At 70.0% G+C, this 12,371-nt stretch carries 9 protein-coding genes; 5 read left to right on the top strand and 4 right to left on the bottom strand.

Annotated elements, in window-relative coordinates:
* The first annotated feature begins 23 nt into the window (after positions 1 to 23).
* Entirely contained in the window at positions 24 to 872 is an 849-nt protein-coding gene (locus tag GXW78_RS22110) for a TauD/TfdA dioxygenase family protein (protein ID WP_211871067.1), read from the top strand.
* 237 nt (positions 873 to 1,109) lie between these two features.
* Here the strand turns inward: GXW78_RS22110 and GXW78_RS22105 are convergent, their stop codons facing one another.
* Positions 1,110 to 2,219, bottom strand: a complete 1,110-nt coding sequence (locus tag GXW78_RS22105; protein ID WP_246522523.1) for a serine hydrolase domain-containing protein — start codon at positions 2,217 to 2,219, stop codon at positions 1,110 to 1,112.
* A 106-nt stretch (positions 2,220 to 2,325) separates the two neighbouring features.
* Between GXW78_RS22105 and GXW78_RS22100 the strand changes: the two genes are divergently transcribed.
* Positions 2,326 to 3,000: a DsbA family oxidoreductase gene (locus tag GXW78_RS22100; RefSeq protein ID WP_211871066.1), complete on the top strand. Its 675-nt coding sequence runs from the start codon at positions 2,326 to 2,328 to the stop codon at positions 2,998 to 3,000.
* 18 nt (positions 3,001 to 3,018) lie between these two features.
* On the opposite strand, the gene GXW78_RS22095 is transcribed toward GXW78_RS22100, so the two are convergent.
* Complete coding sequence (locus GXW78_RS22095) at positions 3,019 to 3,207, bottom strand: hypothetical protein (protein WP_211871065.1); 189 nt, start codon at positions 3,205 to 3,207, stop codon at positions 3,019 to 3,021.
* 118 nt (positions 3,208 to 3,325) lie between these two features.
* Here GXW78_RS22095 and GXW78_RS22090 point away from each other — a divergent pair, with 118 nt between their 5' ends.
* The 3 genes from GXW78_RS22090 to GXW78_RS22080 all read left to right on the top strand — a co-directional run bounded on the left by GXW78_RS22090 (position 3,326) and on the right by GXW78_RS22080 (position 7,615).
* Entirely contained in the window at positions 3,326 to 3,997 is a 672-nt protein-coding gene (locus GXW78_RS22090; protein ID WP_211871064.1) for a hypothetical protein, read from the top strand.
* 125 nt (positions 3,998 to 4,122) lie between these two features.
* Positions 4,123 to 7,059 (top strand): beta strand repeat-containing protein, encoded by a 2,937-nt coding sequence (locus tag GXW78_RS22085; protein WP_211871063.1) that lies wholly within the window; start codon positions 4,123 to 4,125, stop codon positions 7,057 to 7,059.
* A 61-nt stretch (positions 7,060 to 7,120) separates the two neighbouring features.
* A complete protein-coding gene (locus GXW78_RS22080) occupies positions 7,121 to 7,615 on the top strand; it encodes a pyridoxamine 5'-phosphate oxidase family protein (protein ID WP_211871062.1) in 495 nt (164 codons plus the stop codon).
* 92 nt (positions 7,616 to 7,707) lie between these two features.
* Here the strand turns inward: GXW78_RS22080 and GXW78_RS22075 are convergent, their stop codons facing one another.
* Together GXW78_RS22075 and GXW78_RS22070 are read right to left on the bottom strand one after the other, a co-directional pair.
* Positions 7,708 to 8,850, bottom strand: a complete 1,143-nt coding sequence (locus GXW78_RS22075; protein ID WP_211871061.1) for an acyl-CoA dehydrogenase family protein — start codon at positions 8,848 to 8,850, stop codon at positions 7,708 to 7,710.
* A 111-nt stretch (positions 8,851 to 8,961) separates the two neighbouring features.
* The gene (locus tag GXW78_RS22070) at positions 8,962 to 12,369 is read right to left on the bottom strand and encodes an indolepyruvate ferredoxin oxidoreductase family protein (protein ID WP_246522522.1); all 3,408 of its coding nucleotides are present in this window, start codon (positions 12,367 to 12,369) and stop codon (positions 8,962 to 8,964) included.
* Positions 12,370 to 12,371: the final 2 nt, after the last annotated feature.

Below are 12,371 nucleotides of genomic sequence, written 5' to 3'. Positions count from 1 at the left end.
CTTCGACGCAAACGGAGAGAACCATGTCCATCACCGCACAGCGCCTGACCGTCACACGCGCTTCGGGCCTCGTCGGCGCCGAGGTTTCGGGGGTTGATTTCAGCACCCCGGCCGATGACGCCACCATCGCCGCGCTGCGCGCCACCTGGCTGGAACATGGCGTGCTGTTCCTGCGCGACGCGGCGGCGCTGGCGCCGCGGGATTTCCTCGCCTTCGCGGGGCGCTTCGGCACGCCGGTGGAATACCCCTTCGTCCGCGGCCTGGACGGCCTTCCGCAGATCACGCCGGTGATCAAGGAACCCGAGGAACGCATCAATTTCGGCGGCGTCTGGCATTCCGACACGGCGTATCTGGAGCGCCCGCCGATGGCGACGATGCTGATCGCGCGGGAGGTGCCGCCGGCCGGCGGCGACACGCTGTTTGCCGATTGCCGCGCTGCCTATGACGCGCTGTCGCCGGGGCTGCGCGCAACGCTGGATGGGCTGCGCGCGATCAATTCCTCGAAGAAGGCGGATGCATCGAAGACGCGGGAGGACCGCCAGAAGGAACGCGGCGCGGTGACGAATGCCGAGGTGCTGGAAGCCGCCCATCCCGTGGTGCGCACGCATCCGGAGACGGGTCGGAAGGCGCTGTATGTCAACCTCGGCCACACCACGCGCTTCGATGGCTGGACCGAGGCGGAATCGAAGCCGCTGCTCGACTTCCTGTTCGCCCATGTGACGAAGCCGGAATTCACCTGCCGCTTCAGCTGGAAGCCGGGATCGATCGCGCTGTGGGACAACCGGTCCGTGCAGCACTACCCGGTGAACGACTACCACGGCTTCCGGCGGGAGATGCACCGCGTCACGCTGCAGGGCGACGTGCCTGCTTAACGCCGGCGGCCGAATTCTTCGGCCGCCCGCTTTGACTTTTGTACGCCCTTAAACGGCGGGCGGCGGCCATCCGGCCACCTTGCCTTCGCACCAAGCACTGGCGCCCTTGCGGCCGCCCACGGTTGGGGCGCGGTCGCGCGCTGCGCTCCCGGATCAAGGCTTCGCCTCGATCCGCTGTTTCCGATGACGGCGTAGGTCGCTGCGCGGGGCCGCACCGGCCGCCCGGTACGCTCACCCCTACGCCAGCGCGCCCATCACCCGCTCGATGAACCCACCCATCGATGCGGGGTTGGTCCAGCGCAGCACCGCGACGATGCCACGGGACGGCTCGACCCAGGTCAGGTTGCCGCCCGCACCGCTCGCGAAGAACGCATCCCGCCCCGCCGCCGGATAGCGCGCGCCGTCCGAGTTCAGCCACCACAGAAAGCCGTAATGCGGGTTCAGTGGGCAGGGCGTGGTGGACAGGTCGAACCACGACGCCGGCACGATCTGCTTGCCCGCCCAGGCGCCACGGTTCAGCGCCAGCAGGCCGACACGCGCCTGGTCCTCGGCATGGATGGCGATGCCGCCGCCCCAATGCGTGCCGCCCGGTACGGATTGCACACGCTGGCCATCCGCCAGTTCCACCCAGGAGGTGCGGTAGCCGTCCCATCGCCAATCGGGCGAGCCGCCGATCGGGCCGAGGACACGCTCGCGGAACACCTCCGGCAGCGGTCGGCCGAAGCGGCGCAGCAGTGCCAGCGACAGGCGGTTCACCCGGATGTCGTTGTATTCCCAATGGGTGCCGGGCGCGGCGAGCTCGCGCTGCCCCTTCTTCCCCTGCCCCTCGACACCGAGATTGCGGCCTCGGTCGATGCTGTCCGCCTTGCCGAACAGCGTGCCTTCCCACTCGGACGTGTTGGTCAGCAGGTGCCGCCAGGTGACCGGCGCGTTCTGCGCCGAGTCGAAGCCGCCATCATCCACCGTCTCGCGCACCGGGCGGTCGATATCGGGGATCAGCCCGTCGGCGACGGCCAGGCCCGCGAGAAGCGAGAGATAGGATTTCGCGACGGAGAAGGTCTGGCTGACCTCTCGCGTGTCGCCCCAGCGCGCGACCAGCACGCCGTGGCGCGTCACCAGCCCACCCGGCTCGCCGCGCGGCCAGAGCGGGCCGAGCACCTCGTTGTTCGGCGGCGGCTCGAAGGCGCCGCGGCCGATATGGCCGGCGAGGTCGTGCGGCCAGGGCGTCTCGTTCGCGGCAGCGAAGGCGACGGCCTCGGCCAGCTTCGCGGCGTCGAAGCCGTGCGAGGCGGGCGCTGCCTCGGTCCAGGGGGCGGGATGGGCGGCGGGAAAGGTCATGCTCGTCATGGCGCGGGACCATGCGCGCAAGACGCCGCGGCTCCAAGGGGGGCAGCCTTGCGGCGCCGGGCCGGCGCACCCATCCTCGGCACGGAACAAACCGAGGAAGCCCGCCATGGACAACGCACCCACGCCTGCCGGCCGGCTCGAGATCGTTTCGGACGTCATCTGCCCCTGGTGCTGGATCGGCCGGGCCCATCTGAACCGCGCGCTGGCAATTCTCGCCGAGGAAGGTCTGACCTTCGAGATCGGCTGGCTGCCCTATCAGCTGAACCCCGACATGCCCGCGGAGGGCGTCGATCGCGCGACCTACCGGGCGCAGAAATTCGGCTCGGTCGAACGCGGGGCGGAGCTGGACGCGCAGGTGGCCGAGGCCGGCCGCGACGCCGGGCTGGCCTTCCGCCACGACCTGATGACGCGCACGCCGAACACGGTCGAGGCCCATCGCCTGATCCGCCTGGCCGCGGCGACCGGCCGCCAGCACGAACTGGTGGGGCGGGTGTTCCGCGCCTACTTCCAGGAAGGCGAGGACGTCGGCGACCGCGCCGTGCTGGCGCGGCTCGGCACAGAGGTCGGCCTGCCGGCCGCGGTCATCGCCGAGTTCGCGGGCGGTTCGGCGGCACGCGCGGAGGTGGAGCAGGAATCGCGCGCGCTGTCACAGGCCGGCATTCAGGGCGTCCCGTCCTTCCTGCTCGACCGCCATCTGCTGTTCTCCGGCGCGATGCCGGGGCAGCGCATGGCCGATGGCTTCCGCCAGGCGGTCGCCATCCTTCGCAGCCGAGCAGCCTGACGCGGCGCCAGATCCTCGTCAGGCGCCGACCCAGAGCGCCAGTTCAGCCACGGCCCAGGCCAGGGCCAGGAAGCCTGTGAAGTCGCGCATGGCGCGCCGCGTCGCCCTTGGCGGTGCCGCAGGGACGAAACGGTAGCGCGGATCGGGCCGCAGGGCGACCGGACAGGGCGGGATCGCCAGGGAAAGGTCGTGGGGTAACGTTCTCATGCGATGATAAGAACAAAAAGAGAACATCAACGCAAGCCCGAACCTTCGACCGACAGGTCGCTTGTGCCGGCAGCGAACCGGTGCCGAGAATGCCGGCTGGTGACGGAGAGCCCGCCGGATGACGAAGTCGAAGGAAGGCCGCCTGGCGCGGCGCGCGCTGATGATCCGCGCGGCCGCCGCCGGCGGCGGGGTCGGCGTTCCGGCGCTTGCCGGCGCGCAGGGTGTCAAGGGCGAAGGCGGTGGGACGCCGCCGGCTGCGCCCGGTCCCGGCGCGCCCCGTCAGCCGCCGCGCGCAGCACCGCCCGGCATCTCCGACGCTGATCCCGGCGACCCGCCCGGCCGAGGCCGCGGTGGCGGCCAACGCCCGGGCACCGGTGCCACCGACAACGACCCCAGCGACCCGCCCGGGCAGGGGCGGCGCGGCGGCGGGGGTCAGCCCCCGGGCACCGGCGCCACCGACACCGACCCGAACGATCCGCCCGGCCGCGGACGCGGTGGGCAGCGGCCCGATACGGGCGCAACGGACAACGACCCCAATGACCCACCGGGTCGGGGCCGCGGTGGGCAGCGCCCGGGCACGGGGGTGACGGATACCGACCCGAATGACCCGCCAAGTGCCGGGCGAGGCGGTGGCCCCCGCCGGCCCGGCGGCGGGATCAGCGACGCCGACCCGACTGACCCGGCGGGCCAGGGCCGCGGCGGTCGCAGCACGCCGTCAGGCCCGTCGGACAACGACCCGGCGGATCCGCCCGGCCGCGGGCGCGGCAGCAGCGGCCCAGTCAAGACATGACCGTTTTTGAACCAAGATATCTCCCTACGAGATTTATCTCATAAATTCGTCTCTTTTTTAGGGACAAACCGCACCCTGCCGGGATCTGGCGCCGCGCGCGCCGCCCCGAGCCGGAGGCGCTGCCCTTGTCCGTCGTCATCCTTCCGAACAACGCAGCGAACACCCTCGCCCTCGGCGCCTTTGACCGGCTCACCGGCGGTGCCTTCGCCGATACCGTCACGGTCACCGGCACCCTGACCGATGCCATCGTCGACCTCGGCGCCGGCGCCGATAGCCTGCAGCTCGCCGGGGGTGGCAATCGCGTCTACGTCCAGGGGACCGAGACGATCACCGGCGGAGCCGGCGCAGACACGATCGCCCTGCTCGCTCCGATCATCAGCGCGCGGATCGACCTGCGGGGCGGCAACGACCTGCTGATCCTTGCCGACGGGCCGAACGAGATCACCGTCGTCGGCATCGAGACCATCATCGGCGGCACCGGCGGCGATTCGATCATCAGCGGGGCACCCATGCTCGGGTACTACTCGCTCGGCGCGGGTGCCGACCTGCTGTCGATGATCTCGACGCGCGGCAACGCGGTCACGGTCGCCGCGGACATCGAAACCATCCTCGGCAACCGCGGCGTCGAGGAGGTGACGGTGGCCGGCGCCGCCATCGGCATGCGCATCGACCTGAAGGAAGGCGAGGATCGCGCCGTCCTGTCGGACGGCAGCGATTCGATCACCATCGCGGGCGTCGAAACGCTCTCCGCCGGCGGGGGCGACGACGTCATCCTCGTCGAAGGCCGCGCGGAAGGGCTTTACGACCTCGGTGCCGGTTCGGACCGGCTCGTACTCGGGAACGGCGGCAGCTTGCTGACCGTCGCGGGCGCCGAGACCATCGAGGGCGGCGCGGGCGATGACACCATCGTTCTCACCGATGTGATCCCTGGCCGCATCGTGGCACTGGGCGCCGGCACGGACAGCCTGAGCCTCGCCGATGGTGACAACACCCTGCGGCTGTCGGGCGTCGAATCCGTCATTGGCCGCGGCGGCAACGACTGGCTGGTGCTGGAGGGCGCGCTGCCCCATGGCGGCATGTACGATCTCGGTGCCGGGGCGGACATCATCGAACTGGGGGACGGCGGCAACGTCCTGTCGATCCGTGGCGTCGAGACGATCATCGGCGGCGCCGGCGCGGATCGTATCGTTCGCTTCGGCGGCGGGTCCCTGTTCGCCGGCGGCGTCGAGACGATCATCGGCGGCGTGCTCGGCGACCACGTGACGCTGCTGGCGCGGATGGAGGGCGGCCTCGTCAACCTCTCCTCCGGGGCCGATCGCCTGGTGCTCGCCGATGGCGGCAACACGCTTCGCGCGGTCGGCACCGAGACGCTGCTGGGCGGCAGCGGCGCCGACCTCGTCACCCTCTCCGGCGCGATCGACGACGGCATCATCGACCTGGGCGCGGGGCACGATCGGCTGGTGATCCGCGGCGGCCCCGTCCGCGCCCTGATCGTCAACGTGGAATCCCTGGAGGGCGGCGGCGGGGACGAGGATCTCACGCTCGCCGCCGGCATGATCGGCCGCATCCTGCTGCATGGCGGGCAGGACCGGCTGCGGTTGGCCGATGGCGGCAACACGCTCTCCGTCGGCGGGGTCGAGACGCTGATCGGCGGCAGCGGCGACGACCTGATCCTGTTCGAGCGGCGAGCCGTCGGCGCGATCGTCGATCTCGGCGCCGGCGCAGACCGGCTGACGCTGTCGGTCGGTGCCAACCGTGTCGCCGTCGCCGGCGTCGAGACGGTCGAGGCCGGTGGCGGCGCCGACGAGATCACCTTCCTGGATGCTGCGCTCGATGCGCTGGTCGCGCTTGGTGGGGGGCGCGACAGGCTGCTGCTGACCGACGCCGCCGACCGGCTCCTGCTGAGCAGCGTGGAGGTCCTGGAGGCCGGCGGCGGCGACGACACCGTCACGCTACTCGAACCGCTGCGAGGCGGGCGGTTCGATCTGGGCGCCGGTCAGGACCGGCTGATGCTCGCCGATGGCGGCAACGTGCTGACCGTCACCCATGCCGAAACCGTCATCGGCGGCAGCGGCGCGGATGTCGTGACGCTGGGCGTGGCGATGATGGGTGCCGTCATCGACCTCGGTGACGGCAACGACAGGCTGGTGCTGGCGTCCGGCGACAACCGCATCGCCGTCGCGGGAACCGAGCTGGTGATCGGCAGCGACGGCGCGGACACGATCGAGCTCGCGGACGGTGCCGATGGCGTGGTGCTGCGCCTCGGTGCCGGGATCGATCACGTGCTACTGGGCGCAGGCGGCAACAGCGTCGTGCTGTGGGATGTCGAGCGGGTGACGGGCGGCGCGGGGAACGACACCGTGACTTTCGCGCGCGCGGTCGCAGGGGCTGAGATCGACCTCGGCGCCGGCGCGGACCGGCTGGTGCTCGGCCCTGGCGCCAACACGGCCGTGCTGCGCAATGTGGAGACGGTGATGGGCGGCGCCGGCGCGGATCACGTGACGATCGCCGGAGCGACGGGGAGCATGACTGTTTCGCTCGGCGCCGGCGCGGACGTGCTGACGCTCGGCTCGGGCGGTATCTCGGTCGTGACGAACAATGTCGAGGTCGTGCACGGCGGCAGTGGTGACGACAGGATCACCGTCGCGGCCGGGCACGCACGGCTGTATGGCGGCGACGGCAACGACACGCTGACGGGCGGCAGCGGCAGCGACGAGATCACCGGCGGCCTCGGCGCCGACTGGCTGGTCGGCGGTGCCGGTGCCGATGTCTTCATCTTCACCGCGATATCGCACTCGCCGGTCTCCGCGCCGGATACGATCGTGAACTTCAATCCGCTGGAGGGGGATATCCTCGCTTTCGCCGGCATCGGCACGGGCGGGGACTTCCGCTGGCGCGGCGCCTTCGCCTTCACCGCCCAGGGCGGGGCGGAAGGCCGCTTCGAGGAAGCGACCGGGAGACTATTCATCGACATGGATGGCAACGGCACGGCCGACATGGCCTTCATCCTGCCAGGCTTCCCGCCCGCCGGCTTCGATGGCCATTCGGTGTTATGGGCGTGAGGTCGGCAACCCCGCGGCACCTCGCCTGTTTTCCTGTCTGATCCAGGCAGGGAGAATGGCGATGGATCGCGACAAGGAGATCGAGGCCAAGTTCTGGAAGGAGCTGCGGTCGGACATGACCGTGATGCTCGGCGTCCGAGGGACTGACCGGCCGGTGATGCGGCCGATGACCGCGCAGCTCGACGGCGATGACGATAAGGGTCCTCTCTGGTTCTTCACCGCGAAGGACAACGACATCGTGGAGAACGTCCGCGGCGGCACGGCGGATGGGGTGATCAGCTTCGCGTCCAAGGGACACGGCGTCTTCGCCCTGGTGCAGGGCAAGCTGAGCGTGCAGAAGGACCGCGCCGTCATCGACCGACTGTGGAACCGCTTCGTCGCCGCCTGGTATGAGGGTGGCAAGGACGATCCGAAGCTGACGATGCTCCGCTTCGATCCGGCCGACGCCGAGATCTGGCTCAACGAATCGAGCATCTTCGCCGGTATCAAGCTGCTGCTCGGCATGGACCCGAAGAAGGAGTATGGCGACAAGGTTGCGGAGGTGAAGCTGACCTAGAGCATTTCCGGCGAACCTGCGTTCACCTGCTCTGCTCTACCTTTTCGTGCATCTCGCCCTGTTCGGATGAACCCATCCGAACAGGATCTGCTTTAGGCAAGCATGCCGCGCGCCACGATCAGGCGCATGATCTCGTTGGTGCCTTCCAGGATACGGTGGACACGGAGGTCACGCACGATCTTCTCGATGCCGTAATCCGCGAGGTAGCCGTAGCCACCGAGAAGCTGGAGCGCGTCGTCCGCTACGCGCGAGCCGGTGTCGGTGACGAAACGCTTGGTCATGGCGCAGAAGGCCGTCGCGTCGGGTGCGCGCGCATCGAGCTTGGCGCAGGCGCGCCATAGCAGGGAGCGAGCGGCTTCGAGTTCGATGCGCATGTCCGCCAGCCGGAACTGCGTGTTCTGAAAGTCGCTGATCGCCTTGCCGAACGCGCGTCGCTCGCGCGTATAGGCCAGGGCGATGTCGAGCGCGGCCTGCGCCCCACCCAGCGAGCAGGCGGCAATGTTCAGCCGCCCGCCATCGAGCCCAGCCATCGCGAAGCGGAACCCCTGCCCTTCCTCCCCGAGCAGCGCCGAGGCGGCGACGCGCGCATCCTCGAAAATGACCTGGCGGGTGGGCTGGGCGTTCCAGCCCATCTTGCGTTCGTTGGCGCCGAAGCTGAGGCCCGCGGTTTCCTTCGGAACCAGCAGGGCGGAGACGCCGGAGGGGCCATCGCCACCGGTGCGCACCATGGTCAGGTACAGATCCGACACGCCGGCGCCCGAGATGAACTGCTTGGTGCCGTTCAGCACATAGCCTTCATTGTCACGCGCCGCGCGGGTGCGCAGCGCGGCGGCATCGGAACCCGCGCCCGGTTCCGTCAGCGCGTAGGAGGCGATGCGCTCCATCGTGACTAGCGACGGGAGGTGCTCGGTCCGCTGCATGTCGGAGCCGAAGCGGTCGATCATCCAGGCGACCATGTTGTGAATGGACAGGTAGGCAGCAACGGTAGGGCAGCCGGTCGCCAGCGCCTCGAACACGACGGCCGCATCGAGGCGGGTGAGGCCCGAGCCGCCTGATTCCTCGCGAACGTAGAGCGCGGCCATGCCGAGCTTCGCGGCCTCACGCATCTCATCGACGGGAAAATGGCGTTCCTCGTCCCAGCGCCGGGCGTTCGGGGCCAGCACCTCACGCGCGAAGTCGAGCGCGACGGATTGCAGTTCGCGCGTGGCCTCGGCCAGGTCAAAGGCGTGCGTCATGGTCGTTCGGTCTCCCCGGGCGTCACGATACAGCAGCGGGGGACGCTGAGAACGTCCCCGGCCGCCGCGGCCAACAATCGGAGGCTCGGGGAAGGTGCCCGTCCCCGACCTTCATTCGGCCGCGATGGCCGGCGCCTCGATCGTCGTCAGCCGCGCCCGCATCGCCACCAGGTTCCGCTCCTTGATGTGCCCGAAGCCCTTCATGCCTGCCCAGGCTTCCGCCCAGTCACAGGCCATCATGTGGTTGCCGGGCAGACCAGCCAGCAGGCGCTCGATGCCGGCGCGGAACTCGCCCGGCAGCGCACGCTCCATGCGGCGTTCCCCGGTGCGGCCGAAGGGGTCGAGCCCGGTGCCGCGCAGGACCTTGCCGTGGCGCAGCAGCCCCATCGCACGCAGCATCCATTGGCCGAAGCGGCGCTTGCCGGGAACGCCCGTCACCGGGTCGGGCTTCGCCAGCACGGGCGGGGCGAGGTGCATCTCGATCCGCTGCGTGCCGGTAAAGCCGTGGGCCAGCGCATCCTTCCATTCCGGCAGGCTGTGCAGGCGGGCGACCTCATACTCGTCCTTATAGGCCATCAGGCGATGGAGCTGCGTCGCGACCGCGCGGGTCAGGCGCTCCTCGCCGGGCAGGGCCACGTGCTCGGCCGCACGGATGCTGGCGACGAAAGCCTTGTAGCCATCGGCGTAGCGGGCGTTCTGATAGGCAGCGAGGTCGGCGGCGCGACGGGCGATCAGGCCATCGAGCGTCTCAGCGACGGGCGCCGGCGGCTGCAGGTCCTCCAGCGCCGCCGCTCGGCCGCGCGCGAAGGCTTCCTTGTTCAGCACGACCTGCGCGCCGTTGAGTTCCAGCGCGCGGAGGATCGCCTCCGAGGACAGCGGCACCAATCCGCGCTGATAGGCGATGCCGAGCAGGAAGACGTTCAGGTACACGGCGTCGCCGAGTTCCTCCGCGACGCGCGTCGTGCCCGGCAGCGCGGTGGTGGTGCGGCAGGCGGTGCGGATGCTCTCCAGCATCTCCGCACCGCGGTACTTCGTGCCGGTGTCCTTCACGAACTGCGCGGTGGGCGCGAGATCCGCATTCACAACCGCCGCCGTCCGGCCAGGGCCGAGCAAGGGCCGCGCGGTGCGGCCATGTGCCACCACCATGTCAGCCGCGATCAGCAGGTCGGTGCCGCCGGCAGCGATGCGCGCCCCGGCGATGCTGTCCGCCGCCGCGCCCGCCGCGCCGATGCGGAGCTGCGCATAGACGCCGCCGCCCTTCTGCGCGAGGCCAAGGAAATCCAGGCTGCGCACCGGCCGCCCTTCGAGATGCGCCGCCTGGGCGAGGATCGCGGCGAGCGACGACACGCCCTGCCCGCCCACCCCGGCCATCAGCAGGTTCCAGGCCTCACCCTGCACCTCCGGCCGCGTCGGTTCCGGCGGTGCGGCGCCGGATGCGACGACATGGTGCTCTGCCGGCTTCGCGCCGACCAGCGTGACGAAGGACGGGCAGAAGCCGTTGAGGCAGGAAAAGTCCTGGTTGCAGGCTGACTGGTCGATCTTGCGCTTGCGGCCGAAGGGCGTCTCCACCGGCTCGACTGCAAGGCAATTGGAGGCGCGGGAACAGTCCCCGCAATCCTCGCAGACGCGCGGATTGATCATCACCCGCCGCTCGGCCTTCGGCGCGAGGTCGCGCTTGCGCTTGCGGCGGCGCTCGGTCGCGCATTCCTGGTCGTAGATGATGGCGGTGACGCCCTTCACCTCGCGCAGGGACCGCTGCACCGCGTCCAGCTCAGAACGGTCGTGGAAGCCGGCGCCGGCCGGGATCAGCGGATTGCCGCGATGGCGATCCGGGTCGTCGGAGACGATCTCGATGCGCTCCACGCCCTCGGCGTGAAGTTGCGCGGCGATGTGCGGGACGTCGATCTCGCCTTCCGGCGTCTGGCCGCCGGTCATCGCGACCGCGCTGTTGACCAGGATCTTGAACGTCATGTTGGCGTCGGAGGCGACGGCGAAGCGCACGGTCAGGCTGCCGGAATGGCCCCAGGTGCCGTCGCCGATATTCGCGAAGACGTGCTTCTCGCTGGTGAACGGCGCCTGGCCGATCCAAGGCATGCCTTCCCCGCCCATCTGGGTGAACAGGTCCGAGTTGCGGTCCATGTTCTTCGCCAGATAGTGGCAGCCGATGCCGGCCAGCGCACGCGACCCGTCCGGCACGCGGGTCGAGGTGTTATGCGGGCAGCCTGGGCAGAAATACGGGTCGCGCAGATGTAAGGGGACCGTCTGCTGGCTGGCCAGCGCATCGATCTCCGCGATGCGTTCATGCAGGCGGTTGGTCCGCAGCGGCGCCGGCAGGCGGGCCGCGAGCGCGCGCAGGATCTGGCCGATGTCGAGCTCGGTGAGGTCCGACAACAGCGGCCTGCCGTTCTCGTCCTTCTTGCCGGTCACGCGCGGGCGCACCGGTGCGTGGAACAGCGCGTCGCGAAGCTGCGGCTCGATCACCGGGCGGCGATCCTCGATGACGAGGATTTCCTCCAGCCCGTCGGCGAAGGCGCGCGCTGCCTCGGGGTCCAGCGGCCAGGGGAGGCCCACCTTCCAGATGCGCAGCCCATGTTCGCGCGCGAAGCCCTCGGAGATGCCGGCTTCCTCCAGCGCCTGCCGGAACACGGCATAGGCCTTGCCGCGCACGGCGATACCGAAGCGGGCATTCGGCCCGTCCATCACCATGCGGTCGAAGCCGTTGGCGCGGGCGAAGGCGATGGCGGCCGGCAGCTTGAAGTGGCGCAGCCGTTCTTCCTGCGCGATCGGGGTGTCGTGCAGCCGGATGTGCAACCCGTCCGGCGGCATGGGCAGCCCGGCCGGATCGCGCGTCGCGTAACGCGCGGCGTCGAGCAGCACCGTCATCGACGCGTCCATGGTGTCGGCCACGCATTTCACCCCGGCCCAAAGGCCGGCGAAGCGCGACAGGGCGATACCCTTCAGGCCGAACTCCAGCACCTCTCCGACATCGGCCGGGTCCAGCACCGGGATCTCGGCATCCATGAAGCTGTATTCGCAGCCCGAGGTGATCGTGGAGGATTTGGACGACGGATCGTCGCCCGCCAGCGCGATGACGCCGCCCTTCGGCATCGTGCCGGCACTGTTCGCGTGGCGCAGCACGTCGCCCGACCGGTCGATACCCGGCCCCTTGCCGTACCAGATGCCGAAGACACCATCGACCGTCATCCCCGGCGTCAGCCCGACCTGCTGGCTACCCCACACGGCGGTGGCGGCAAGGTCCTCGTTAAGCCCTGGCTGGAAGGCGATGTGGTGGGTGCGTAGCCGCTTCTGCTGCCGCCCCAGTTCCTTGTCGAAGCCGCCGAGCGGCGAGCCCCGGTAGCCTGAAATGAACCCGCCGGTCTTCCATCCGAGGGCTGCGTCCATCTCCTGCCGTAGCATCGGCAGGCGAACCAGAGCCTGGGTGCCGGTCAGCAGCACCGGCCCGCCGGTCGAATCCCAGCGTTCCTCGAGAGTGGCGTCCGGTCGGATGATGCTGCCCATGG

The sequence above is a fragment of the Neoroseomonas terrae genome, from assembly GCF_018129025.1.
GTDB lineage: Bacteria > Pseudomonadota > Alphaproteobacteria > Acetobacterales > Acetobacteraceae > Neoroseomonas > Neoroseomonas terrae.
Note: the sequence above shows the minus strand (reverse complement) of the source record. Positions and strands in the feature narration are given on the sequence as shown.